The organism is Micromonospora sp. PRAS1 (assembly GCF_059553435.1).
In genome coordinates, this window is the sequence record NZ_JCANNB010000038.1 from 38574 (window position 1) to 62408 (window position 23835).

The following is a 23835-nucleotide window of genomic DNA, read 5'->3' on the forward strand; positions in this document are numbered from 1 at the left end:
CATGGAACCCGCACCGCTCCCGCCCGCGCCGGACGCCCGAACGCTACGCCGGCTGCGACTCGGCGTCGGGGCGCTCGGCATCGCCCTACCGATCGTCCTGTCGGCCGGTCAGGCCCTGGCCAGCCAGCGGTTCGAGTTGCTCAGCTCGATCAGCAGCTACTACCACAGCGAGATGCGGGACGTCTTCGTCGGCAGCCTCTGCGCGATCGGGGTGTTCCTGATCAACTACCGGTACCGGCGCCTCGACGACGTGCTGAGCACCACGGCCGGCGTACTCGCGGTGGTGGTGGCGCTGGTGCCGACCTCCACCGACGCCCCGCCCGCCGCCCTGGCCGACGGGGCGTTCCCGCTCGGCCGGGTGCACGGGATCGCCGCCGGTCTACTCTTCGCGATCCTCGCCCTGTTCTGCCTCTGGCGGTTCCCGGTCAACGGCCCACCGAGCCGCGGCACCCGGGTGCGCAACGCCGTCTACCGCAGCTGTGGGCTCGCCATCCTCGCCGCGATCGCGCTCGGTGTGGCGAGCAACGCCCTCGCCGAACCGGTCCGCGACACGCTGCGGCCGTTCTTCTGGTGCGAGGCGGTGGCGGTCCTCGCCTTCGGAGTGGCCTGGCTGGTCAAGGGCGAGGCGATGTTCCACCGGCCGCCCGGTCCGGACCGCCGGCCACAGCCGCTCGCGGCCGACCGGCCCGCGACCGCGCCGTCCTGACCGGCACGTCCGCCCCACGACGTGGTGGCCAGGGGGCCGCCGCGCGGCGATCCCCTGGCCACCCGTCACCTCACTCGAACAACGACAGGGTCAGCGTCGAGGTGTACGAACCGGCGGCGACATCCGCCGGCGTACGCAGGAACAGGTCGGCGTTTACCGAGTACGCGCCACCCGCGACGGCACCCGAGTCGAACGTCGAGACCAGCAGTTCCTGGTCGACCAGACCGACGTTGTTACCGGGCTGGGTCGGCTCGTCGATGACTGTCACGACCTCCTCGCCCTCGCTCACCAGGCCGGTGTCGCCACCGTCCAGCAGCCGCGGCTTCCAACCCAGGTGGCCCGCGCCGATCGGATCCTGGCCGGCGCTGCCGACGAAGTCGGTAGCGCTGCCCAGCACCGCCCAGGCGGCGTTCTCGGGCACCTCGTCCGTCGTGCGGGTGTCGGTCACCGTCACCGTCGGCAGCGTGCCGACGAACTGGCGGACCAGCAGCGTCGAACCGTCCTCGGCCAACGCCACCGAGTCACCGGCGATGGAGAGCGCCAGCACCCCCGGTTCCTTGATCTCCTCGATGTCGACGGTCACCGACACGTCGGCGCTGTCCCCCGGCTCGGCCGCCGCCGGCGACGCCATCGCCACCGACCCGGCCAGCATGGCACCCGCGGCACCGGCCGCGAGCAGCCGCTTACGACTCCATGTATTCATGCGATTCTCCGTTGTTGCTGACAGTTACCGGGCTGGACGGGGGTCGGCGCAGTTGACGCCCGCGTACTCCTTGGTCACCACGGTCGTCACCGCCTCGCCGCTTAGCGTTCCGGTGGCGCGGACGGTGGCCGAACCGGCCGAGACCGCGTTCGCCCGGGTGTTGAACTGCTGGAAGGCGTTCGCGCCCGGCGCGACGTTGGCGAAGGACTTGTTGCCGTACGCGCTCTCCAGGGTGATCGCCACGGCCGAGTCGTGGTCGTTGAACGCCTGCACCCCGAGGTACGCCTTGCCCGCCACGCACCGCACCTGCACGGTGGTCGTCAGCGGCAGCTCCTGCGGGTCGTACAGCTTCTGCTTCCGGTGGTTGTCGCCGGAGCCGTCGGGCAGGTAGCCGCCCTCCACATTGCCCCTGGCGTCCACCGAGAACCAGTGCAGGGTCGTGCCGGCCGGCAGGGTAAGCGTCTCCCCGCCTTCCCGGACGCCGGCCGAGCCGTAGAGCGTGGACTCCAGCGTCGGACGGGTGCCGTCGACCGTGTAGAACACCGCCGCCGGTTCGCTGGTGGCGAAGGTCACGTCGACCATGCCGGCCGTGGCGCTCCCCTCGACCTGCACCGAGCTGGTCGGCGCCGCCTGGTCCGTGTCGTAGTCACGGGCCACCCGCAGCATCTCCACCAGGCCGTTGGAGAACTCCATGGTCTCCTCGTGTGCGGAGGCCCACGGCGGCTGGAACGAGGTGCCGACCTCGAAGTTCCAGGCGTAGATGCCGTACTTGTACCAGAGCATGTCACCGGAGTTGCCGGCCGCCGAGTAGAGCACGTCCGCGATCGGGCCGGTACGCGCCGGGGTGACGGCCAGGTTGCGGTGCCGCTTGATGGCGGTCAGGATCCGCGACGAGGCACCCCAGAACAGCGACTCCTCGGCCAGGGTGGGCCGCGGCGCCGAGATCCGGCCCGGGGTGGCGTACGAACCGGGCGACCACATGAAGTAGTTGCCCGAGGAGTGCAGGTTCATCGAGAACTTGATGTTCCCGCGGGAGGCCAGCCAGTCGACGTTCTTGTTCTCCGGCTCCGACAGCTCGCTGGGCCCGGCGTACGTGCCGCTGGTGCAGCTGGCCGAGGCACCCGAGTAGCCGTCGAAGAGGCTGTACTCGGTGTAGTTGCGGTTGTTGTCCACACCCCACGAGGTACGGCCGAGGAAGTCTCCGTTCGTCTCCGGCGTGCAGTGGTTGGTCATGTTCTTACGCTGCGAGTTGAAGTCGTAGAACGAGTAGTGCCCGCCATCCGGGTTGATCGACGGCGCGATCCAGATGTCCAGGTTGTCCACCAGCTCGCGGGTGTTCGGGTCACTTGCGTAGTTGCGCAGCAGCCGCTCGGCCGTCTCGACGGTCACCAACGGCGGCACCCACTCCCGGGCGTGTTCCTGGGCGTACGCGAGCACACCGAGCTTGGAGCCGTCGCGGTCCTTGCCGATCCGGATCGCGTACACCGGGTGCGGGTCACGGGAGACCGATTCCGGTGCGGAGAGGCCGTCCGACAGCTGGGTCGGCGCGGCCGGTGCGACCACGCCCGCTCCCGCGTTGCCCCGGTAGGTGTACGCCGTCAGCAGCGTCCCGGCCTGCTCGTTGAGCGCGGCGGCGACCTCGGCGGCGGTGCTGGTGACCGCGCCGCTGCCGTTGGTGGCGAGAGCGACGCGGACCTGGTTGCCGGTGACGGTCACGGTCAGCGCCGAGTCCGCGGCACCCGGGTCGGCCAGTTCGACCGAGATGTCGTTGCCGCCCTCGTGGCCCCAGGCCACCGAGTCCACGCCGACGCGGCTGGCGTTGGCGGTGCCGAGCACGGCCTGGGCCTTACGCCGGTAACCGTTGGTCTTGTGCGGCAGCTCGACAATCTCCGACAGGGTCGGGTACTGCTCGGCCAGGGCCTTGATCCGGTCGTACAGCTCCGTCGGGGTCAGGTAGCTGGTGACGAAGTCCTTCTGGTAGCCGGGACCCTCGGGGCTGTCGCCTTCGATGGGCAGCCATTCGGTCACCTTGGCCACCGCAACGTCACCGGTGGGGCTGGTGATCCGGACGTACTCCGGCTTGCTGGTCACGGTCGCCGCGCCCCGGTGGTACATGTAGACCCCGCCGTCGACGAAGCGGGTGATGTTCTGCGACCCGCCGGAACCGATCTCGGTGCCCGGCCCGCTGTCCCGCTGCACCGTGAGTGCGGTGCTGACGGTCTGGCCCTGCGCCCACTTCGCCTCCACCGACAGCACCTGAGTGGTGCCGTTGGTGAAGTAGTCGGCGCGGATGATCTTGACATCGGAGACGGCCGCCCGGGCCGCCATCCCCGCCGCGGCGCTGAACTCCTGGTTGTCGGCCAGGTGCTCGGCGATGGTCGCCTCGCGCTCGGCGATCCGGGCCGCGGAATCGGCCGGGGTGTGCAGGACCTTGCCGAACTTGTACCCGGCGGCGGTCAGGGTGGCGACCTCGTTACCGGTCACCACGGCGTGCACGACGATGCCGTCCTCGGTCCGGTCCACGTGGTGGTCGAGGTCGACGCCGGCAGCCACCAGCGCATCCAACTCGTCGGTGTCGGCCAACAGGACCTCGATGACATTGGCCTGCTCGTCGGCAAGTCGGCCGAGGTCGGGGGGGCTGAAGGCGGACGCGGGTTCGGGGGCGGTGGCCTGCGGCACGACGGCCACCGCCGGTGGGCTGGCCAGCAACAGCAGGGCGGCGCCGGTGGCCACGGCGGCGGAGACGGGTAGTCGGTAGCGCCACCTGGAACGAGTACGGAGATGAGACATGAGGCTTGTGGCCCCTCTTCTCGGCGTGCGGCACGGACGAGGAGTTCGCGCCATCGCCTTGGCTGTCTCAGCCCCGTAAACAGCCACGACGCAGCGCCCGGCGCGGACGCTGCCCGCAGCACCGATTACGCAGCGTCACACCCCGGCACATAGGAGTGATCAGGTTGCGAACATCCTTCGCCCGCGCTCGCCGGTCTGTCAATCATCCCAAAGAATGGACAGGTGAGGCTGCCCACCTCTTTTCAAGCGGGCTCGGAAGTGCGTTTGACCTGCGGGCAAACTGGAGACAGGAGCCTGAGGCTCGAAACGAGGGGGGATCACGCGTGTCCGAGAACGCCGACCGGCCAAGCCACGTCACCGACCGTCCCGACGAGGTGACCGATCCGCTGCTGTGGCGGCTAGCCCTGGACGTCGCCGATACTCACGCCCCGGCCGAGCAGGGCGGCTGCGTCCACCTCATCTGCGCCGGCGAGGAATGGCCCTGCGGCCCGTGGCAGCAGGCCCAGCGCGCCCTCAGCCTGGCCCAGGGCGACCGGACCGACGAGGCGGCCCAGCCGCAGGCGCCGCAGCAGAACTGGCCGGCACCGGCCACCCGGCCCAACTGGGCCCAGGAGCGTGCCGGCCGGAACCCGGCCGCCGCCTGACCCGGCACGCAGCCCACCTCCGGGGCCCGGCCGCTGGCCGACAGTCCACTGCGGAGGCGCCCGTATGGCCCGGCCGACGGCCGACGGTGTCAATGTAGCGTTGACAGGTGCCTGAGCCGCTGGACCGCCTCACCGCCATCCCATCCGCCCGCCAGCGGCTGGACGACGCCGAGCTGGACCTCATCGATCGGGCCCGACAGTCCGGTGCCACCTGGACCCAGGTCGCCGAGGCGCTCGGGCTGGGCAGCCGGCAGGCCGCCGAACAACGCCGCCAGCGGTTGGTCGCCACCCGGCAGGCCCGTCGGGCGGCGGCCGACCGGAACTGGCCGACAGATGTGGCGAACCTCCGGGCCGTCCTCGCCAGCCTGCACCGATGGATCGACGCGGACCGCCGCTGGGACAACCGCTTCCCCCGGGCCGCGCTGATCCGGCGGACCACCGCGCTCGCGCTGGCGGCCGAGCCAGGCGGCCTCCACGACCTGGCCCGGCACGTCGCCACCGACCTCGCCCGCTCCGGACCGGGCCTACCCAAGCCGGTACGCGGTGTCACCCGGGAACTGATCAACGCGCTGTCAACAGATCATTGACCTACGCCGACCTGTCTTGCCTCTACTCGACTCAGGAGTGAGGCTCTGAGTCACCTCGACTCAATCCTGGGAGCGGCTCGTGCGGCGCAACGCGGTCCTGTTCGTGCTGGTGTCCCTGCTGTCCGGCTTCGGCGGCAGCACCATGGCCCTGGTCACCGGCCTCTGGATCTTCGACCTCACCGCGTCCCCCAGCCTGGCCGCGCTCGCCGCCATCTGCGTGTACGCGCCCACTCTCGCCGGCCCGTGGCTCGGCGGTCTCGTCGACCGGCTGCCCCGACGCCCGGTCATCATCGCCGCCAACCTCACCCTCGCCGCCGCCCTGCCCACCCTGCTGGCGGTCCGCGGGCCCGATCAGGTGTGGCTCCTCTACGTCGTGTCCACGGTCTACGGCGTCGCGTACGTCCTGATCGACGCCGGCGAGAGCGCCCTGCTGCCCGCCGCCCTCTCCCCCGCCGAACTCGGCAACGTCAACGGCTGGCGCTCCAGCGCCCAGGAGGGCGTCAAACTCGTGGCCCCGCTGGCCGGTGCCAGCCTGTACGCCTGGCAGGGCGGGCCCGTCGTCGCGCTGCTCGCCGCCGGCCTGCCGGCCCTGGCCGCCGCCGGCTACGCCGCACTGCGCCTGACCCGTACGCCGTCATCCGCCGCGCCCCGCGCCCGGGGTGTCCGCGCCGGCCTGGCCGTGCTCTTCGGCTCGCCGGCGATCCGGCTGCCGGTGGTGCTGGCAACCGTGGCGATCGGCATGTCCGGCTTCGCCACCGCCGCCGGCTACGCCATCGTCACCGACGCCCTCGGGCTGCCGATCACGTTCCTGGGCGTACTGGTCAGCGCCCAGGGTGTCGGTTCGGTGGCCGGCGGCGTAGTCGTCGGCCGACTGATCGCCCGCTTCGACCCGACGGCCGTGGCCGTCGCCGGCACGGTACTCTTCGGCGTGAGCTGCCTGGGGCGGTGTTTGCCCTGGTGGCCGGCGGTGGTGGCCGCGTCGGTCGTGGCCGGAGTAGGTCTACCGTGGGCCCTCGTCGCGGCCGTCACCGCCGTACAGACCCACAGCCCCGACGCGCTGCTCGGCCGGGTCGCCGCCACCGCCAACACGGTCATGTTCGGGCCGATCGCGGCGACGAACCCGCTCGGTTCGGCCGCCGTGCTACTCGGCGGTCGGCCACCGCTCATCCTCGCCGCCGCCGGGTGCCTCGCCGCCGGAGCCCTGGCCTGGCGTACCCGACGACGCACGACGCCCGCCCCGGCCCCGGCCACCGCACCCGTGCGAGCCGGCCTCCCCGGCAGCGACTGACCCCGCACCACCCGCCCGCCGAGGGCGGACGTGACGCGGACGCGGACACGGCGCGGACGCGGACACGGCGCGGACGCGGACACGGCGCGGACGCGGACACGGCGCGGACGCGGACACGGCGCGGACGCGGACACGGCGCGGACGCGGACACGGCGCGGACGTGGGGGCGGCGTTAAGAAGGGGCCCCTCCTATGCACGAGGCGTTAAGAAGGGGCCCTTCCTTACACCTCAGAGGGTGCGGGCGAGGCGGTCGGCGAGGATGCGGGCGAACCGCGACGGGTCGGCCAGGTCACCGCCCTCGGCGAGCAGGGCCGTGCCGTAGAGCAGCTCGGCGGTCTCCGCCAGGGTGCTGCCGGTCTCGCCCTGCTCGTGCGCCTTGCGCAGGCCGGTGACGAGCGGGTGGCCGGGGTTCAGCTCCAGGATCCGCTTGACCTTCGGCACCTCGTGCCCCATCGCCCGGTACATCTTCTCCAGCGTCGGCGTGATGTCCTGGGCGTCACCGACCACGCATGCCGGCGAGGTGGTCAGCCGCGACGACAGGCGTACCTCCTTGACCGAGTCGGCAAGCACCCCGCCCATCCAGGTGAGCAGGTCGGCGTACTCGGCACGCTGCCGCTCCCGCTCGGACTCGGCCTCCTTGCGCTCCTCCTCGGTGTCCAGATCGACCTCGCCCTTGGCGACCGAGCGCAGCGTCTTGCCGTCGTAGCTGCCGACCCGCTCCACCCAGACCTCGTCGACCGGGTCGGTGAGCAGCAGCACCTCGTAGCCCTTGGCCCGGAACGCCTCCATGTGCGGGGAGTTCTCGATGGTGGCGCGGTTCTCGCCGGTGGCGTAGTAGATGTCGGTCTGGCCGTCCTTCATCCGGCTGACGTAGCCGGCCAGGTCGGTCAGCTCGGCGGGGTCGTTGGTGGAGGCCACCGACAGGACCTCCAGCAGGATGTCCTGGTTGTCGGTGTCGTCGACCAACCCCTCCTTGACCGCGGCACCGAACTCGGTCCAGAAGGTGCGGTACCGCTCCGGCTGCTCGTTCTTGAGGTCCTTGACGGTGGCGAGGACCTTCTTCACCAGCCGGCGGCGTACCGCCCGGATCTGCCGGTCCTGCTGGAGGATCTCCCGGCTGATGTTGAGCGACAGGTCGTGGGCGTCCACCACGCCCTTGATGAAGCGCAGGTAGTTCGGCATCAGCGCGTCGCAGTCGTCCATGATGAACACGCGCTTGACGTAGAGCTGCACGCCGCGGTGCCCCTGCGGGGAGAAGAGGTCCAGCGGGGCGTGCGACGGGATGAAGAGCAACGCCTCGTACTCGAAGGTCCCCTCGCCCCGCATGTGGATGGTCTCCAGCGGGTCGGACCAGTCGTGGCTGACGTGCTTGTAGAACTCGTGGTACTCGGCCGGCTCCACCTCGCCGCGCGGGCGGGCCCAGAGCGCCTTCATCGAGTTGAGCGTCACCGTCTCGGTGGTGGCCTCGGCGCCGTCGGCACCCGGACGCTGCACGGTCATCCGGATCGGGTGGGCGATGAAGTCGGAGTACCGCTTGACGATCTCGCGGATCGTCAGATCGGCGGTGTAGTCGTGCAGGTTGTCCTCGGTGTCGACCGGCTTGAGGTGCAGGGTCACCGCCGTGCCCTGGGGCGCGTCGTCGAGCGCGGCGATGGTGTAGGTGCCCTCACCTGAGGACTCCCAGCGGGTGCCGCCACTCTCGCCGGCCCGACGGGTGGTCAACTCGACCTTGTCGGCAACCATGAACGCGGCGTAGAAGCCAACCCCGAACTGTCCGATCAGCTCCTGCGACGCCCCGGCGTCCTTGGCCTCGCGCAGCTGGCGCAGCAGCTCGGCGGTGCCGGACTTGGCGATCGTGCCGATTACGGAAACGACCTCGTCGCGGGTCATCCCCACGCCGTTGTCCCGCACGGTCAGGGTACGGGCGTCCCGGTCGACCTCGATGGTGATGTGCAGGTCGTCGGTGTCGACGCTGAGGTCCTTGTCGACAAGCGCGGCGATGCGCAGCTTGTCCAGCGCGTCGGAGGCGTTCGAGATCAACTCGCGGAGGAAGACATCCTTGTTCGAGTAGATCGAGTGGACCATCAGCTGGAGCAGCTGGCGCGCCTCAGCCTGGAATTCCAACGTCTCGGTCCGGTCGTTCACACCGAGTCCCCTCTCTCCCCGTCAGTCATGACGATTCAGGAGAAGGATACGATCCGTCGCCACCCGGGTGCATCGGGTGGGCGCGTCGCTGCTCCGGATCGGACCGTCGCCGCCCCGCGCAGGCCACCGGCCCGCTCCACGGCCGGAGCGGGCCGGTGGCGGCGACACTGGCGGTCAGCGGCGACGGCCGTACGTGCCGGCGACCAGCGCGACGCCGATCGCGGCGAAGGCAACCTGGATGAACAGCTCGATCCAGTCGATGCCGGCGGTGTCGTCCACGCCGAGCAGCCCGGCGACCAACGTGCCGAGGATCGCGGCCACGATACCGATCAGGATGGTCAGCAGGAACGGAATGCGCTGCCGACCCGGCACGACAAGCCGACCGAGCGCCCCGATGACCAGACCGATGATGATGGCGGTGAAGAAACCTTGGATTTCCATGAGAGCCGTCCCTCCGAGCGTTTCCGTCGCCAGACACGGTGCCCGGGTTGGCGGGTCCGGCAAACGCGAGCCCCTGTCGTACCGCGCATTGTGCGGTAACCGTCACACTTCCGCCGTACGGCTGTCATGAACCGCCGTCGGCCGCCGCAACGGTCCCGGGATCAGCGAGGGCTGATCAGGACCGCGTAGTCGGCTGCGGTGAGCGGCCCCGGTGACAGGGAGAGATCCGCCCGGGGAACGCTCAGCGCCGCGCCGTCCCGCAGGAAGATCACCGCCGTGACGTCGGTGCGGGCGGTGAGCGTACAGACGATCTGCCCGTACGCGAGCGGTTGGTCGTTGCGGCCGGTCTCCGCGTCGGCCGGCGTCACCGTGACCCGCGCCTGTCCGTCGACGAGCGCCACCACGGCGTTGCTGAACGCGCCCGGCAGGGCGCTGGTCAGGCCGTCGTCGCGCTCGGTCGGGGTCGGCCCGGCGAGCAGGTTCCGCAGCTGCGCGTCGACCGCGGGCACCTGGTCGACCCGGCGGATCACCGGTACCAGCCGGTCGTCGCGGGTGAGGTAGAGCAGCTCGGTCGCCGCGCCGGTCTCGGCCGGCGCCGGTGCGGCGGTCGCGGGGGACGGGAACGGGCCGGGCGGTGGGGTCACCGCCCGGGGCAGGTCCTCGGCCGGCACCCCGCACGCGGCGACCAGACCGAAGAGGACGACCAGCAGCACGGCCCGCAGCACGGCGGTGGGCCGGCCGGGCGGGCCGGCGGGCAGCGCGCGACGCCTGGCGGTCGGCGGGCGAACGGAGGTCACGAGAGGCTCCCGGGCAGGGTGACCCGGAACCGTGCCCCACCCTCGGGGCGGTCGCTGACCGAGGCCTCGCCGCCGTGCGCGGCGGCGTGCTGGGCCACCAGCGCGAGCCCGAGGCCGGTGCCGTCGCCGCCGCCACGGTAGTTGGCCGCCCGGCCACGGACGAACCGACCGAAGATCGCTTCTCGGTCCTCCACCGGCACCCCCGGTCCCTCGTCGTCCACCTCGATCACTCCCGCGTCCTCCGCCCGGAGCAGCCGCACGGCCACCGGGCCGGCACCGTAGCGCTCGGCGTTGTCGAGCAGGTTCGCCAGCACCTGCGCGATCCGCCGCCGGTCCACCTGCCAGGTCGCCGGGGTGTCCGCCGCCAGGTGCACCATCGACTCCGGCAGGTCCCGGTCGCGGCAGGCCTGCCGGGCCAGTTCGGTCAGCTCGACCGGTTCCCGGTGCACCGGCTGATCGCTGCGCGCCAGGTCCAGCAGGTCGTTGACGAGCCGCTGGAAGCGGTCGATCTCGTCGGCCACCAGCCGGGCCGCGGTCGCCGTCCGCTCGTCCTGGCTTTCCCGCCGACGGGCCAGCACACTCGCCGCGGCGGCGAGGGTCTGGAGGGGTGAGCGCAGTTCGTGGCTGACGTCGGCGGCGAAGCGTCGGTCCCGGTCGATGCGCTGGGCCAGCTCGTCGACCATCCGGTTGAACGACGTGGAGAGGCGGTTCAGGTCCGGGTCGGTGTCCGGGGCGAGGCGGGTGGTGAAGTCACCCGCGGCGATCCGCTCGGCCGCGTCGGCGACGGCCGTCAGGGGGCGCAACCCGTGCCGGGTGGCGTACCAGCCGAGCGCCGCTCCCGATCCGGCCACCATGATCGCGACTGCGGTCAGCGCCAGCGCCAGCACCTGGAAGGTCTGCTCCAGCTCCCGCAGCGAGGCGATCTCGTAGAACGAGGCCGACTCCGACAGCGGCACGCCGACCAGCAGGACCGGCTGGTCGTCGACCCGGATCCGCTGCACCGCCGGCTCACCCGACGACACCAGTTCCCGCATCCGCAGCGGGATGGCGGCGGTGACGCCCGGTTCCGCGGCCCGCCCGTACCACCTTTCGTCGAGCAGCAGCAGGGCTCGGCGGCTGGTGCCGGTGTCCAGCGTCCGCAGGGCCTCCGCGACCTCCGGGTTCTCGCTGTCGAGGCCGGCGCGGACCACCGCCGCGTCGTAGTACGCCGCCCGCAGCACGGTGCGCTCCCGCTCGTCGAGCAGCGTCCGACGGGTCAGCTCGTACGACACCAGGGCCATCGAGGCCGACAGCGACAGGGCGCCCACGGCGAACGCGGCGGTGACCCGGGCCCGCAGTCCGAGGCGTCTCATCGTTGCAGCTTGTAGCCGAGCCCGCGCAGTGTCACCAGGTGTCGAGGGTTCGCCGGATCGCTCTCGATCTTCTGGCGCAGCCGGCCCACGTGCACGTCCACCAGCCGCTCGTCGCCGGTGTCGTACCCCCAGACCCGGCTGAGCAGCTGCTGGCGGGAGAGCACCCGCCCGGCATGCTCGGCCAGCTCGCAGAGCAGCCGGAACTCGGTGCGGGTGACCGCGACCGGCTCGCCGGCTCGGCGTACCTCGCCGGCCTCGGGGCTGACCTCCAGTTCCCCGAAGGCGAGCACCGGCACCGGCGTCTCCACCGCCGGCACCGCGCGGGCCCGGCGGCGCAGCGCCCGCAGCCGGGCGGTCAGCTCCTTGATCGCCACCGGCTTTACCACGTAGTCGTCGGCACCGGCCTCCAGCGCGGCGACGATGTCGTGGGTGTCGTCGCGGGCGCTGACCACCACGATGGGCACGTCGTCGTCGCGGCGCAGCTGGCGGATGGCCTCGAAGCCGTCGATCCCGGGCAGCATCAGGTCGACAAGCACGTAGTCGGCGGGATCCCGGCGCTGTGAGCGCAGCCCCTCCTCGGCGGTAGCCGCGCCGCGCGCCTCGTAACCCTCGTCCTCCAGGGCGAGCAGTAACGCCAACCGGATCCGGTCGTCGTCCTCGATCACCAGTACCGCTGTCATACCGGAATCATCCCCAAGGCCGCACCTGGTCAGCCAACCGCGCCCGGCCTGCGCGTCTTTTGTCATGCAACTGTCATACGTCCGCGCGGTGCCCGCCAATCCTGGTCGGCAGGGTGAGAGCCGACCTGGGGACCACAGGAGAGGAGGCCACCGACGTGACCACGCCACCCCGCCCCGAGTGCACCGTGCCCCTCGTGGAGGTGGCCATCACCGAGTTCGACCTGGCCTGCCTGCCGGAGACGGGCGCGGTGTTCGACCAGTTGCTCGCCCTGCGACCGACGCAGGTCGTGATCGATCTTTCCGGCTGCCGGCACATCGACGCCGCCGCGATCGGTCTGCTGCTCGACGTGCACCGCCAGATGGTGCGCGCCGGCGGTGTGCTGGCGCTGCGCAATCCCAACCCGCGCATCGCCCGCATCCTCCAGGCCGCCCGGCTGGATCAGATCCTGCCGGTGCACACTGGCGACGCCACCGGGACGGAACTGCCGGCCGGCGATCCCGTGCTCCCGGGAACCGTGCCGCGCCAGTCCGCCTACGGCCGCGCGGCCGTCACCGTCCGCACCTGATCCGCACCAGCCGTCCGCGAGTACGAGGAGCAGCATGACCGTCGCCGGGATCGCCGCGGCCCTCGCCGTCGGCCTCGCCGTCGGTGCGGTCGGCCGGCTCGTCGTCCCCGGCCGGTCGAGCGTGCCGCTGTGGCTGACCATGACCATCGGTGCCGTCGCCGCGCTGCTCGGTGCCATCAGCGCCTGGCTCGCCGGAGTCCGCGGGCTCAGCCTGCTGGGCCTGGTCGTGCAGGCCGGCCTCGCCGCGGTCGGCGTGGTGATCGTGGTCGCCACCGCCGGCAAGGAACGTTCCGACTCCCGCTGACCGTCCGCATGGCGACGGCGCCCTCCGCCCGACGCCCCGAGTCCGTGACCCGGCCGCGACGGCCGAGGCACCGGAGAGGAAGCAGGATGACCGTCGTACCGGACGACAACCTGATGACCCTGATCTGCGACGCGTGCGGCGAGACCACCACCGGCACCGCATGTGTGCTGCCCGACGCCGAGGTCGTCTGGACGCTCGTCTCCGATCACGGCTGGAGCGGTTCACCCTTCGCCACCGGCCCGCATCGCTGCCCACGGTGCAGCACGCTCCCGCCGGCCCCGGGCTCGCCCGGTGAACCTGTTGCCGGGCCGGGCACGGGCCCGCTCGGTGGCCGCACCGCCGGAACGGGAGCCGACACCGCGCGGGTCGGCGACGTGACGGTACTCGTCGACTCCGACGAACTCGCCCCGGAGGCCGACGACGCGCTGCGCGTCGCGCTGCGCGAGGCGGTCGAGGTGGGCGGGACCGTGGTGGTCGATCTGGCCCGGGTCCACGTCATCGACTCGGTCGGGCTGGGCCTGCTGGTCCGCGCCCACCGGGAGGTACGCGAGCGCGAGGCCCGCCTCTGTCTGGCCGCGCCGTCGCGGTTCATCCGCACGGTGCTGCACACGATGAAGCTCGACGGGGTCTTCCCGATCTTCGAGACCCTGGACGACGCCCTCGCCCAACTGGACGCGGCCGGGGGCGGCAGCGAGGTGGTACGGGTCGACGTCACCCCGGCCGAGGCCGTCCGGCACCGGGTCAACGCCCAGAAACCCGCGCTCGCCGCCCGCCACCCCGCTCCGCGCGTACCCGTCTGAGCCAAACCGCTCCCTGGCGTGGCCGTCTGAGCCACCCCGCTCCCCGGCGTGGCCGTCTGAGCCAAACCGCTCTCCGGCGTACCCGTCTGAGCCACGCGTCGGCGCGGAGTCAGCCCCCCATCGAGCCGAAGGCCGGTGCGCCGACGGCGTGGTAGGTAAGTATCGTCACGCCGGCGTCGGACGAACGGCTGTCGACCAGGCGCAGGCCGGCGGGCGGCACCCCGTCGGCGAAGAGACGGCGCCCGGCGCCCAGCACCACCGGAAAGATCATCAGGTGGTACGCGTCGATCAGCCCCTCGCGCATCAGCGCGGCGGCCAGCCGTCCGCTGCCGTGCACCTGCAACTCCCGGCCGGGGCGGCGCTTGAGTTCGGTGACGGCCGAGGCCAGGTCACCGCCGAGGCGCCGGGTGCCCGACCAGCTCAGCTCGTCGTCGCGGGTGGTCGCCACGTACTTGGGCAGGCGGTTCAGCGCAACGGCGATCGGGTCTTCGGGATCTTCCTGCTTCGGCCACCAGGCGGCGAAGATGTCGTACGTGTTCCGGCCGAGCAGGAAGGCGTCGGCCCGAGCGAAGATGTCGCTCATGTGAGCGCCGAGCGTCTCGTCGAAGTGCGGCACCACCCAGCCGCCCGACTCGAAGCCGCCGCTGCGGTCCTCGTCCGGCCCGCCGGGCCCCTGCATGACGCCGTCCAGGGTCAGGAACGTGGTGAGCGTGAGTCGCATGATCCTCGCCTCCTCGCGGGCGGCACCGCGCCACCCTCCACTGGAGCGACGACCGACCCGCCGACACTTCGACATCCACTCCGCCGAGTGTGACCCAGACCACTCCGGGACGTCGTCAGCTTCCGAAGGCGTCGGCCCCGACTCTCCGGACGAGATGTTAGGAAGGGGCCCTTCCTATACCTGAGGCGTTAATAAGGGGCCCTTCCTTTGAACCGATGCGGGGGTGGGGCGCGTACCTGTGGGGGAAGGGAGTGGCCCATGAAGCGCCTGACTCCGTTGCTGACCCTCCTGTCGGGGGCGGTGACGGCCGCCGTGCTGTTCACGATGAGTGCACAGGCATCCCCGCCGAGCACCCAACCCGTGGCCGGAGGCGGTCCACCAGCCGCCGCGCCGGCACCCGAGGCCGAGCCGGAGGCCGACCCCGAGCCGGAGGCCGATGTCGAGGCCGGAGGGGACGAGGCGGCACCGGATCCCGCCAACGCCCGGCCACCCGGCACCGCGCCACCGCGCGAGTCCGACCCGTCGTCGGCCGGTACCGAGGTCGCGTCGGTCGAACAGAACTGGATCGGCCAGCTGGAGAACGGCGCGACCATCGCGATCACCGTCCGCGACGGCAAGGCCGAGGCGTACGTCTGCGACGGCCGGGCCATGGAGGTGTGGCTCTCCGGCACGGTGCGGGACGGGAAGATCGAGTTGACCGGCAAGGACGCGAAGCTGAGCGGCATCATCCGCGGCGACAGCGCCAGCGGCGAGATGATCGTCGGCGTACGTCGGTGGAAGTTCACCGCCCAGCCCGAGGAGAAGGTGGTGGACGAGGCGATCGTGAAGTCGGGCTCGGTCACCACTCCGGCGATCTACCGCGCCACCGACGAGGTCCGCAAGGCCGGCATCGACGGCGGCTGGATCTTCCTGCCCGACGGCAGCCAGATCGGCATCGTCACCTGGAACGGCGAACCGATCCCGGCGCCGCCGCTGGATCCCGCCTTCTACAGCACCGTGGTCAACGGAGTCACAATCACCGCCGAGCCGGTCGTCCCCGGGGCACGGTGATGGCCGAGCACCGCATGAGCAGCGTACGCACGGTGCCGCGCCGCTCGCCCGAGCCCACCGTCGAGGTGCTGCGCGACTTCGACAGCCCCTCGCCGAGCGCGCCGCGCCGCCGACCCTCGCTGCTGGTCCCGCTTGTGGTCGGGGCGGGGGTCGCGGTGGCCCTGGGCGTCTACGGTCGCACCCACACCCCGACCGGGATCGCGGTCAACGTGGCCGGCTTCTCCTCGCCGTTGACGGTGAAGGTGTGGTTGGGCACCGCGGCGGCCTTCTTCGCCGTCATCCAGCTGATCACCGCGCTGTCCATGTGGGGCCGGCTCGGCGGGTTCTCCCCGTCCTGGGCCGGCCCGGCGCACCGTTGGTCGGGCCGGATCGCCTTCCTGCTCACCGTCCCGGTCGCCGTGCACTGCCTCTACGCGCTCGGCTTCGCCGACTACGACACCCGTACGCTGCTGCACTCCCTGCTGGGCTGCTTCTTCTTCGGGGTGTTCGCCACCAAGATGTTGACCCTGCCCAAGCGCGGACTCGCCGGTTGGGTGCTGCCGGTGATCGGCGGGGCCGTCTTCGTCGCCCTGATCGGCATCTTCCTCACCTCGTCGGTCTGGTACTTCACCACGTTCGGCTTCCAGCTCTGATCCTTGCTGGCAGCGGCCACAGCACGATCCTCGGCAGCACTGATCCTCGAAAGGCAAGGCAGATCGGATGAACCACGAGCAGGCCGGCTGCTGCCGGTCGCGACGGGCCATGCTGGCCGGTACCGGTGCGGTCGGAGTGGCCGCGCTGACCGGCTGCGCGACGTACGGCCAGCCGACGGCGGCCCCACCCGCACCCGCCGCGCCACCGGCGGCCAGCGGCGACCCGTCGGCGGATCCGTCCGGCAGCGCCGCAGCCGGCGGCGGGGACGTCGGCACCCCGGCGCTGACCACCCTGGCGGACATCCCGGTCGGCGGTGGGCAGATCTTCGCCGACGCGGGTGTGGTGGTCACCCAACCCACGGCGGGCAACATCAAGGCGTACTCCTCGACCTGCACCCACCAGGGCTGCACGGTCACCTCGGTCGCCGACGGCGTGATCACCTGCGCCTGCCACAACAGCGTGTTCGACATCGCGGACGGCTCGGTACGCAGTGGACCGGCGAATGCCCCGCTGCCCACCGCGAACGTCACGGTCGACGGGGACGCCATCCGGCTGGCGTAGTCGATGCGGACACGATGACGCGGCCCACCCCAGGCCCGGGCCGCGCGGGGCCGTCCGGGGTGCGTCGCGCCTCGGACGGCCACTGCCGTATCCAGACCTCGGACGGCCACTGCCATGGTCAGACCGCGAGGGCCTCCCGGACGGTACGTTCCGCCGTGGCGCCGCCGTCGCCCGACGAGGTGACCCGACCCGACTCCAACACGTGGTAGCGGTCGGCCACCCGCAGCGCGAACCCGAGGTGCTGCTCGACCAGAAGGACGCTGAACCCGGTCTGCGCGATGAGCGCCACGATCCGGTCCTGGATCTCGGTCACCACCGACGGTTGGATGCCCTCGGTGGGCTCGTCGAGCATCAGCAGCCGGGGCCGGGTGATCAGGGCCCGGGCGATCGCCAACTGCTGGCGCTGGCCACCGGAGAGCAGCCCGGCCCGGCGGCGCAGCAGCGGACGCAGCGCCGGGAACAGGTCAAGCGCCTCGGCGGTGGCGACCGCCCCGTCGGGCCGGCCGTCGGCGACCAGGCGCAGGTTCTCCGCCGCGGTCAGGTGCGGGAAGCACTGCTGGCCCTGCGGCACGTACGCGATGCCCCGGGCGACCCGCTGGTGCGGGGCGAGCCGGGTGATGTCCTCGCCGTCGAACTCGACCCGGCCGCCACTCGGACGCAGCAGGCCGGCGGCGACCCGGAGCAGTGTGGACTTGCCGGCACCGTTGTGGCCGAGCACCGTGGCGACCCCGTCGCCGGGCACGGTCACGTCGACGCCGTGCAGCACCCGGCTACGCCCGTAGCCGGCGTACACGTCGCGCAGACTGAGCATCATGCCTCCAGCGGGGTCGCGGCGGCCTCGACCGGGTGGCCGAGGTAGACCTCCTGCACGCGCGGGTCGGCCTGCACCTGGGCGACGGTGCCCTCGCTGAGCACCTTGCCGGCGTGCAGCACGGTGACGGTCCGCGCGAAGCGGCGCAGGAAGTCCATGTCGTGTTCGATCACCACCACCGTGCGGTCCTGGCTGACCTTTTCCAGCAGCGCGCCGGTGGCGTCGCGTTCCTCGTGGCTCATCCCGGCCACCGGCTCGTCGAGCAGCAGCAGCCGGACGTCCTGCACCAGCAGCATGCCGATCTCCAGCCACTGCTTCTGCCCGTGGGCGAGGGTGCCGGCGAGCTGGTCGGCCCGGCCGGCCAGGCCGATCACGTCGAGCGCCTCGGCCACCTCGTCGGGTACGCCGTGCCGGCGGCGCAGCAGCGTCGCCCAGCCGCGCCGGGCCCCGGCCGCGATGTCGAGGTTCTGCAGCACCGTCAGCTCCTCGAACACCGTCGAGGTCTGGAAGGTGCGCCCCACGCCGAGGCGGCTGATCCGGTGCACCGGTCGGCCGAGCAGTTCCCGGTCGCCGAAGCGGGCCGAGCCGGTGGCGCGGACCAGCCCGGTGACCGCGTCGACCAGGGTGGTCTTGCCTGCTCCGTTGGGTCCGATGAGGAACCGGATGTCGCCCGGGGCGACGTCGAGGCTCACCCCGTCGACGGCGGTGAACCCGTCGAAGCTGACCCGCAGGTCGCGTACGTAGAGGCCGTGCAGTTGCTCGGTCATCAGCTCACCTCCGCCCTGGACCGGCGTAGTCGGCGGAGCAGCCCGGGCCGCGGCTCGCCGTCGCCGCGCCGGCGGGCCAGGCCGATAAGCGACGCCAGGCCGCCGGGCAGGAACGCCACCACCACCACGAAGAGCAGGCCCTGGAGGTACGTCCAGGTGCCCGGGAAACGTTCCGACAGGGCGGTCCGCGCCCACGCCACCGCGACCGCGCCGAGCACCGGCCCGAGCAGGGTGGCCCGACCACCGACGGCGACGCCGATGACGAACTCGATGGAGGGCACGATCCCGATCAGCGCCGGTGAGATGATGCCGACCGCGGGCACGAAGAGCGCACCGGCCAGCCCGGCCATGCCGGCGGCGACGACGTACGCGACGAGCTTCACGGTCGCCGGGTCGTAGCCGAGGAAGCGGACCCGCTCCTCGGAGTCGCGGACGGCGACCAGCAGTTCGCCGTAGCGGCTCTGCATCAGGTGCCGGGCCAGGGCCAGCAGCGCCAGCAGGGTGCCGGCGATGATGAAGTAGACCATCCGCTGGTTGACCGGGTCGTCCAGGTCGTAGCCGAAGAAGCCCTGGATGTCGGTGAGGCCGTTGGTGCCGCCGGTGGTGCCCTGCTGGCCGATCAGCAGGATGACCATGGCGGCGGCCAGGGCCTGGCTGAGGATCGCGAAGTAGGCGCCCCGGACCCGGCGGCGGAAGACAAGCGAACCGAGCACGAAGGCGACCGCCATCGGCAGCAGCACCGTGGCGGGCAGCGCGAACCACGGGCTGGCGAAGGGCCGCCACCACAGCGGCAACTCGTCCAGCTGCCCGTACAGCAGCATGAAGTCGGGCATGTTGCCCGGCCCCGCGTCGGCGAGCTTGAGGTGCATGGCCATCGCGTAGCCACCGAGACCGAAGAAGACGCCCTGGCCGAGGGTGAGCATGCCGCCGCGCCCCCAGGCCAGCCCGATGCCGACCGCGACCATGGCCACGCAGAGGTATTTGGCCAGCAGGGAGAGCCGGAAGTCCGACAGCAGCAGCGGCGCCACGGCGAAGAGCAGGGCCGCGCCGAAGGCGAACCCGGCGGCGGCGCGGAGCCGGTGGCGCGACGGCCCGGCGGCCGGCTTCTCCGGCGGCGGCGCGGGCTCGGCGGCGGTGACGGGATCTGACGCAACGGTGGTCATGCCAAACTCCGGGTTCGCAGGGTGAACAGGCCCTGGGGTCGCCACTGGAGGAACACGACGATGGCGATGAAGACCATCACCTTGGCGACGCTGAGGGTGGTCAGGTACTCGCCACCGGCCTGGAGCACGCCAAGCGCGAAGGCGACGATCACGGTTCCCTTGAGCTGGCCGATGCCACCGACCACGACGACCAGAAAGGCGTCGATGATCAGGTTGGTGCCCATCGTGGGTCCGATCGGCCCGAGCAGGGTGAGGGCGACCCCGGCGATGCCGGCCAGCCCGGAACCGAGGAAGAAGGTCATCCGGTCGACCCGGGCGGTGGCGATACCGGAGACGGCGGCCAGGTCGCGGTTCTGCACCACGGCCCGGATCCGGCGCCCCAGCGGGGTGACCCGCAGCGCGACGGTGAGCGCCGCCACCGCGCTGCCGGCCAGCAGCAGGATGAACAACCGGTTGTTGGCCACGGTGATCCCGCCGGGCAGGGCGACGTTGCCGGTGAGCAGGTCGGGAGCGCGGGTCTGCACGTTGGGGCTGCCGAAGATGTCCCGGGCCAGCTGTTGCAGGATCAGCGACACCCCCCAGGTGACCAGCAGGGTGTCCAGCGGGCGGGCGTAGAGGCGGCGGATCAGCAGGAACTCCAGCAGTACGCCCATCGCGCCGGCCACCACGAAGGCGACCGGCAGGGCGATCAGCAGCGACCAGCCGGCCGCCGTGATGACCTGTTGCAGGACGTAGGTGGTGTAGGCCCCGGCCATGATGAACTCGCCGTGGGCCATGTTGATCACGCCCATCTGACCGAAGGTGAGCGCCAGGCCGAGCGCGATGAGCAGCAGCACCGCCCCGATGCTGACGCCGGTGAAGAGTTGGCCGATGAGAACTGTCACGGTGCGTACTCCGAACTGCTGGTGGGGCCGACCCGGGCGGGGCTGAGGCCCGCCCGGGCCGGGGTTCGGGTCAGCTGAGGCCGCCGGCCCACGGGTAGCTCTTGAGGTACGGGTCCGGCGTGATCGGCGTACCGGAGTTCCACACCTCGGTGATCAGACCGTCCGCGCCGACCTTGCCGACCCGCGCCGTCTTGGCGATGTGCTGGGTCGCCCCGTCCACGGTGACCAGGCCCTCGGGCGCCTCGAAGGTGATGCCGTCGGAGGCTTCGCGGACCTTCTCCACCTCGAAGGTGCCGGCCTTCTCCACCATGGCCTTCCACAGGTAGACCGAGACGTACGCGGCCTCCATCGGGTCGCTCGTCGGCTTCTCCGCGCCGTAGCGGGCCTTGTACGCCGCGACGAACTTCTCGTTCGCCGCGCCGGGGGTGGTCTGGTAGTAGTTCCAGGCGGTCAGCTGGCCCTCCAGGTACTGGGTGCCGATGCTCTTGACCTCCTCCTCGGCGATCGACACCGACACCACAGGCATGCTCGCCGCGGTCAGTCCGGCGGACTTGTACTCCTTGAAGAAGGCGACGTTGCTGTCACCGTTGAGGGTGTTGAAGACGGCGTCCGCGCCGGAGGACTTCACCTTGTTCGTGATCGTGCCGAACTCGGTGGAGCCGAGCGGGGCGTAGTCCTCCCCCAGCACCTGCATTCCGTTGGCTTCCGCGTACGCCTTGATGATTTTGTTCGCGGTCCGCGGGAAGACGTAGTCGGAGCCGACGAGGTAGAGCGACTTCGCGCCCTGTGCCTTCAGGTAGTCGAGGCCGGGAACGATCTGCTGGTTCGTGGTGGCGCCGGTGTAGAAGATGTACGGCGACTGCTCCAGACCCTCGTACTGGACGGGGTAGAACAACAGCGCCTTGTTCTTCTCGAACACCGGCTTGACCGCCTTGCGACTGGCCGAGGTCCAGCAGCCGAAGACCGCCGCAACGCGATCCTCCCGGATCAGTTTCTCGGCCTTTTCCGCGAACGTCGGCCAGTCCGAGGCGCCGTCCTCGCCGACCGGTTGGATCTTCTTGCCGAGCACCCCGCCGGCGGCGTTGATCTCCTCGATCGCCAGCATGATCGAGTCGCGGACGGTCACCTCGCTGATGGCCATCGTGCCGGAGAGCGAGTTGAGCAGGCCGACCTTGACGGTGTCGCCGGAGACGTCGGCGCTGACACCGACGGAGTTGCTGGAATCGGAGGTCTTGCTGCCGCACGCGGCCAGTGCGGCCACGGCGACCAGGGTCATGGCACCCGTCAGGATGCGGCGTCCCCGGAACAGTGTCATCTAGTCTCCCTGCGTCGCGGGTGAGGCGTGGAGTCAGTAACCCGGGAACGGACGTCGGCCCCGGGTCGAGGATGCGGATCTGGGTTGTGCGGTGCGGTCCGTCGGAACTTTTCGCGCTACCCGACGCGGTGGGTGGACACCGGTCAGGCACCGATTCGGATATCGGGCAGGGAAAGCTTCGATCCGCTTCGTTGCGCGGATGTTTCCCGATCCTCAATAGACTGTTTCCGCTGGCTCCCGTCGGCACCGCGGCACATCACGAAAAAGGCCGGTGCCCCACCGAGAAGGAATCGGCAGAATGGCACCGGCACAGTTTATGGCCACCATGGAGCGACAATTCTCGTCCATCGTGGGCGGGTGTCGGCATCCGGTCCGGCGACCGGATACTTCACACAGGAAGCATCTTATGTGGCCGGTCGGCCGGCCTGTCAAGGCACGGTCCGATCACGCCGGGTACGCCCGCAGGCGGGCCACCGGGTGCTGTTGTCGATCAGAGTTCGGCGAGGACTGTGAAGTCCAAGCCGTCCGCCTCGGCCAGGTAGATGCGCTGGCGGACGTGCCGGCTACGCAGCCGCAGCTCACCCCGGGGTCCGTCGTACGACACCACCTCGGCGGAGGCCTCCACCGCCCGTACGTCAAGCGTGCCGGCCTCGGCGATCAGCGCGGCCAGCAGCATCACGCCCTCGTAGCAGGACTCCCCCAGGCTGCCCAGCGGCGGCGCCTCCAGACCGAAGCGACTGGCGAACGCGCCGTGGAAGTCCAGGTTCTCCTGGGTGACCAGGCCGGCGAAGAAACCGGCAGTGCTGAACAGCCGCCGGGTGTTCGCCGCCCCACTTGCCAGCAGCATGTTCTCGTCCATCAGGGTGCTCAGCCGCAGGCAGCGCTGGTCCAGACCGGACCGGGCGAAGGCCCGGTTGAAACGGACCGCGTCGGCACCGACAAGCAGCATCAGCACCGCGTCGGCGTCACTGTGCTCGATCCGGCGCAGCACCTCGGCGTACCCGTGGGTCTCCAGCGGCAGGAAGTGGTGCCCGACCACCCGGGCACCGCTGCGCAGCGCGTAACGGTAGGCGGCGCGGGTGGTCCGGCGCGGCCAGACGTAGTCGTTGCCCACCACGAACCAGCGCCGCACCCCCAGGTCGGCGGCGAGCACCCGCATCGCCGGCCAGAGCTGCGCGTCCGGCGTCTCGCTGGTGAGGAAGACCCCCTCGGTACGCTCACCGCCCTCGTACAGCGCGGTGTAGACGTACGGCACCCGGTGCGCGATCCGGGGCGCCACCGCCTGCCGTACCGAGGAGATGTGCCAGCCCGTGACGCCCTGTACCGCGCCCATCGCCACCAGGGCCTCCACCTCGGCGGCGACCTCGGCCGGCGGCGCCCCGCCGTCGACCGGCACCAGCCGCAGCTCACGGCCGAGCACCCCGCCGCGCTGGTTGACCTCCTCCACCGCGAGCTGGGCGCAGAGTTCGCAACTCGGACCGAACATGCCCGCCGGCCCGCGCATCGGGTAGACAAGCGCGATGCTCACCACGCCCCGGTCGACGGTGAGCCAGGACGCCCCGGCGATGCTCTCCCCCGCCTCTGGACGCCCGTACCCGGATGCCGGCGCGGACATGAACACATGGTGGCCGCACCCGGTGGCGAAGACCAGACCTCCCCACCCAGCGGGACGTCTCGGTACCATGACACGGCGGACCGCCAGGCGGGAGTGCCATGTCAGACCTTCCCGGCTCCACAGCCGACCTGCTGCCCCTGCTCACCCGCGCCGAGCGGCTGCTCTCGCGCCGGGTCGGCGGGGTGCTCGCCAACGAGTCGCTAAGCATCGAGGCATGGCGGGTGCTCTGCCTGCTCGCCGACGGTCTGGGCCATCCGATGACCGAGATCGCCGCCGCGGCCTCCCTGCCGCCGGGCACGCTCACCAAGCTGGTCGACCAGCTCGTCGACCGTAACCTGGTCTTCCGTCGGGTAGACGCGGTCGACCGGCGCCGCATCCGGGCCTACCTGACCGTGCGAGGCCGCCGCGAGCACGAGCGCCTCTCCGCCCGGATCCACTCCGAACTGTCCGACCTCACCACCCCCGACGACCCCACCCTGGCCACGTCGATCAAGCCGCTGCTGGCCGGGTTC

General features: G+C 71.3%; 24 protein-coding genes and 1 pseudogene. 11 read left to right on the top strand and 14 right to left on the bottom strand.

Annotated elements, in window-relative coordinates:
* Position 1 precedes the first annotated feature (1 nt).
* Positions 2-706, top strand: a complete 705-nt coding sequence (locus AC507J_RS26730; protein ID WP_496292267.1) for a hypothetical protein — start codon at positions 2-4, stop codon at positions 704-706.
* Positions 707-776: 70 nt separating this feature from the next.
* Here AC507J_RS26730 and AC507J_RS26735 read toward each other — a convergent pair whose 3' ends face one another.
* Positions 777-1409, bottom strand: a complete 633-nt coding sequence (locus AC507J_RS26735; RefSeq protein WP_496292269.1) for a hypothetical protein — start codon at positions 1407-1409, stop codon at positions 777-779.
* A gap of 24 nt (positions 1410-1433) precedes the next feature.
* Positions 1434-4199 (bottom strand): M14 family metallopeptidase, encoded by a 2766-nt coding sequence (locus tag AC507J_RS26740; protein WP_496292271.1) that lies wholly within the window; start codon positions 4197-4199, stop codon positions 1434-1436.
* 323 nt (positions 4200-4522) lie between these two features.
* On the opposite strand from AC507J_RS26740, the gene AC507J_RS26745 reads away from it, so the two are divergent.
* The 3 genes from AC507J_RS26745 (at position 4523) to AC507J_RS26755 (ending at position 6718) form a co-directional block, all read left to right on the top strand.
* On the top strand, positions 4523-4843 hold the full coding sequence (locus AC507J_RS26745) for a hypothetical protein (protein ID WP_496292273.1): 321 nt from the start codon (positions 4523-4525) through the stop codon (positions 4841-4843).
* A 107-nt stretch (positions 4844-4950) separates the two neighbouring features.
* A complete protein-coding gene (locus AC507J_RS26750; RefSeq protein WP_496292275.1) occupies positions 4951-5430 on the top strand; it encodes a hypothetical protein in 480 nt (159 codons plus the stop codon).
* A gap of 79 nt (positions 5431-5509) precedes the next feature.
* Positions 5510-6718 carry an MFS transporter gene (locus AC507J_RS26755; protein ID WP_496292277.1) on the top strand — a complete coding sequence of 403 codons (1209 nt, stop codon included), beginning with the start codon at positions 5510-5512 and terminating at the stop codon, positions 6716-6718.
* A 228-nt stretch (positions 6719-6946) separates the two neighbouring features.
* Here AC507J_RS26755 and htpG read toward each other — a convergent pair whose 3' ends face one another.
* The 5 genes from htpG to AC507J_RS26780 all read right to left on the bottom strand — a co-directional run bounded on the left by htpG (position 6947) and on the right by AC507J_RS26780 (position 12133).
* Positions 6947-8863: a molecular chaperone HtpG gene (gene htpG / locus AC507J_RS26760; protein ID WP_496292279.1), complete on the bottom strand. Its 1917-nt coding sequence runs from the start codon at positions 8861-8863 to the stop codon at positions 6947-6949.
* 174 nt (positions 8864-9037) lie between these two features.
* On the bottom strand, positions 9038-9304 hold the full coding sequence (locus AC507J_RS26765) for a GlsB/YeaQ/YmgE family stress response membrane protein (protein ID WP_496292281.1): 267 nt from the start codon (positions 9302-9304) through the stop codon (positions 9038-9040).
* A 161-nt stretch (positions 9305-9465) separates the two neighbouring features.
* The gene (locus AC507J_RS26770; RefSeq protein WP_496292311.1) at positions 9466-10026 is read right to left on the bottom strand and encodes a GerMN domain-containing protein; all 561 of its coding nucleotides are present in this window, start codon (positions 10024-10026) and stop codon (positions 9466-9468) included.
* A gap of 71 nt (positions 10027-10097) precedes the next feature.
* Entirely contained in the window at positions 10098-11453 is a 1356-nt protein-coding gene (locus AC507J_RS26775) for a sensor histidine kinase (protein ID WP_496292283.1), read from the bottom strand.
* Entirely contained in the window at positions 11450-12133 is a 684-nt protein-coding gene (locus AC507J_RS26780; protein WP_496292285.1) for a response regulator transcription factor, read from the bottom strand. Before AC507J_RS26780 ends, AC507J_RS26775 begins: the two co-directional genes overlap by 4 nt.
* Positions 12134-12288: 155 nt before the next feature.
* On the opposite strand from AC507J_RS26780, the gene AC507J_RS26785 reads away from it, so the two are divergent.
* The 3 genes and pseudogenes from AC507J_RS26785 to AC507J_RS26795 form a co-directional block, all read left to right on the top strand.
* Positions 12289-12699, top strand: a complete 411-nt coding sequence (locus AC507J_RS26785) for an STAS domain-containing protein (RefSeq protein WP_496292287.1) — start codon at positions 12289-12291, stop codon at positions 12697-12699.
* Between the two features lie 34 nt (positions 12700-12733).
* Positions 12734-13003 (top strand): GlsB/YeaQ/YmgE family stress response membrane protein, encoded by a 270-nt coding sequence (locus tag AC507J_RS26790; protein WP_496292289.1) that lies wholly within the window; start codon positions 12734-12736, stop codon positions 13001-13003.
* 86 nt (positions 13004-13089) lie between these two features.
* Positions 13090-13671 (top strand): annotated as a pseudogene (locus AC507J_RS26795) (STAS domain-containing protein); the annotation flags it as partial.
* A gap of 241 nt (positions 13672-13912) precedes the next feature.
* Here the strand turns inward: AC507J_RS26795 and AC507J_RS26800 are convergent.
* Complete coding sequence (locus AC507J_RS26800) at positions 13913-14524, bottom strand: dihydrofolate reductase family protein (protein ID WP_496292291.1); 612 nt, start codon at positions 14522-14524, stop codon at positions 13913-13915.
* Between the two features lie 258 nt (positions 14525-14782).
* Here AC507J_RS26800 and AC507J_RS26805 point away from each other — a divergent pair, with 258 nt between their 5' ends.
* From AC507J_RS26805 to AC507J_RS26815, 3 genes are all read left to right on the top strand, one after another.
* Positions 14783-15574 carry a hypothetical protein gene (locus AC507J_RS26805; RefSeq protein WP_496292293.1) on the top strand — a complete coding sequence of 264 codons (792 nt, stop codon included), beginning with the start codon at positions 14783-14785 and terminating at the stop codon, positions 15572-15574.
* A gap of 14 nt (positions 15575-15588) precedes the next feature.
* On the top strand, positions 15589-16206 hold the full coding sequence (locus AC507J_RS26810; protein ID WP_496292294.1) for a DUF6529 family protein: 618 nt from the start codon (positions 15589-15591) through the stop codon (positions 16204-16206).
* Positions 16207-16273: 67 nt separating this feature from the next.
* Complete coding sequence (locus AC507J_RS26815; RefSeq protein WP_496292296.1) at positions 16274-16768, top strand: Rieske (2Fe-2S) protein; 495 nt, start codon at positions 16274-16276, stop codon at positions 16766-16768.
* Between the two features lie 118 nt (positions 16769-16886).
* Here the strand turns inward: AC507J_RS26815 and urtE are convergent, their stop codons facing one another.
* From urtE to AC507J_RS26845, 6 genes are all read right to left on the bottom strand, one after another.
* Entirely contained in the window at positions 16887-17579 is a 693-nt protein-coding gene (gene urtE / locus AC507J_RS26820; protein WP_496292298.1) for an urea ABC transporter ATP-binding subunit UrtE, read from the bottom strand.
* Positions 17579-18346, bottom strand: a complete 768-nt coding sequence (gene urtD / locus AC507J_RS26825; RefSeq protein WP_496292300.1) for an urea ABC transporter ATP-binding protein UrtD — start codon at positions 18344-18346, stop codon at positions 17579-17581. Before urtD ends, urtE begins: the two co-directional genes overlap by 1 nt.
* The gene (urtC, locus tag AC507J_RS26830) at positions 18346-19509 is read right to left on the bottom strand and encodes an urea ABC transporter permease subunit UrtC (RefSeq protein WP_496292302.1); all 1164 of its coding nucleotides are present in this window, start codon (positions 19507-19509) and stop codon (positions 18346-18348) included. The genes urtD and urtC overlap by 1 nt, the downstream gene beginning before the upstream one ends.
* Positions 19506-20393, bottom strand: coding sequence for an urea ABC transporter permease subunit UrtB (urtB, locus tag AC507J_RS26835; protein ID WP_496292304.1), 888 nt, complete (start codon positions 20391-20393; stop codon positions 19506-19508). Before urtB ends, urtC begins: the two co-directional genes overlap by 4 nt.
* 70 nt (positions 20394-20463) lie before the next feature.
* Positions 20464-21708: an urea ABC transporter substrate-binding protein gene (gene urtA / locus AC507J_RS26840; protein WP_496292306.1), complete on the bottom strand. Its 1245-nt coding sequence runs from the start codon at positions 21706-21708 to the stop codon at positions 20464-20466.
* A gap of 490 nt (positions 21709-22198) precedes the next feature.
* Entirely contained in the window at positions 22199-23323 is a 1125-nt protein-coding gene (locus AC507J_RS26845; protein ID WP_496292308.1) for a substrate-binding domain-containing protein, read from the bottom strand.
* 98 nt (positions 23324-23421) lie between these two features.
* Here AC507J_RS26845 and AC507J_RS26850 point away from each other — a divergent pair.
* On the top strand, positions 23422-23835 hold a 414-nt coding region (locus AC507J_RS26850), incomplete at its 3' end, for a MarR family winged helix-turn-helix transcriptional regulator (RefSeq protein ID WP_496292309.1).

What these genes read in the sequence shown, in the direction of transcription:
- AC507J_RS26735 (WP_496292269.1), bottom strand. Translation starts at nt 1,409, where the DNA reads ATGAATACATGGAGTCGTAAGCGGCTGCTCGCGGCCGGTGCCGCGGGT.
- AC507J_RS26790 (WP_496292289.1), top strand. Translation starts at nt 12,734, where the DNA reads ATGACCGTCGCCGGGATCGCCGCGGCCCTCGCCGTCGGCCTCGCCGTC.
- AC507J_RS26780 (WP_496292285.1), bottom strand. Translation starts at nt 12,133, where the DNA reads ATGACAGCGGTACTGGTGATCGAGGACGACGACCGGATCCGGTTGGCG.
- AC507J_RS26740 (WP_496292271.1), bottom strand. Translation starts at nt 4,199, where the DNA reads ATGTCTCATCTCCGTACTCGTTCCAGGTGGCGCTACCGACTACCCGTC.
- AC507J_RS26810 (WP_496292294.1), top strand. Translation starts at nt 15,589, where the DNA reads ATGAGCAGCGTACGCACGGTGCCGCGCCGCTCGCCCGAGCCCACCGTC.
- urtC (WP_496292302.1), bottom strand. Translation starts at nt 19,509, where the DNA reads ATGACCACCGTTGCGTCAGATCCCGTCACCGCCGCCGAGCCCGCGCCG.
- urtE (WP_496292298.1), bottom strand. Translation starts at nt 17,579, where the DNA reads ATGCTCAGTCTGCGCGACGTGTACGCCGGCTACGGGCGTAGCCGGGTG.
- AC507J_RS26730 (WP_496292267.1), top strand. Translation starts at nt 2, where the DNA reads ATGGAACCCGCACCGCTCCCGCCCGCGCCGGACGCCCGAACGCTACGC.
- AC507J_RS26800 (WP_496292291.1), bottom strand. Translation starts at nt 14,524, where the DNA reads ATGCGACTCACGCTCACCACGTTCCTGACCCTGGACGGCGTCATGCAG.
- urtD (WP_496292300.1), bottom strand. Translation starts at nt 18,346, where the DNA reads ATGACCGAGCAACTGCACGGCCTCTACGTACGCGACCTGCGGGTCAGC.
- AC507J_RS26815 (WP_496292296.1), top strand. Translation starts at nt 16,274, where the DNA reads ATGAACCACGAGCAGGCCGGCTGCTGCCGGTCGCGACGGGCCATGCTG.
- AC507J_RS26845 (WP_496292308.1), bottom strand. Translation starts at nt 23,323, where the DNA reads ATGTCCGCGCCGGCATCCGGGTACGGGCGTCCAGAGGCGGGGGAGAGC.
- AC507J_RS26765 (WP_496292281.1), bottom strand. Translation starts at nt 9,304, where the DNA reads ATGGAAATCCAAGGTTTCTTCACCGCCATCATCATCGGTCTGGTCATC.
- urtA (WP_496292306.1), bottom strand. Translation starts at nt 21,708, where the DNA reads ATGACACTGTTCCGGGGACGCCGCATCCTGACGGGTGCCATGACCCTG.
- AC507J_RS26805 (WP_496292293.1), top strand. Translation starts at nt 14,783, where the DNA reads ATGAAGCGCCTGACTCCGTTGCTGACCCTCCTGTCGGGGGCGGTGACG.
- AC507J_RS26775 (WP_496292283.1), bottom strand. Translation starts at nt 11,453, where the DNA reads ATGAGACGCCTCGGACTGCGGGCCCGGGTCACCGCCGCGTTCGCCGTG.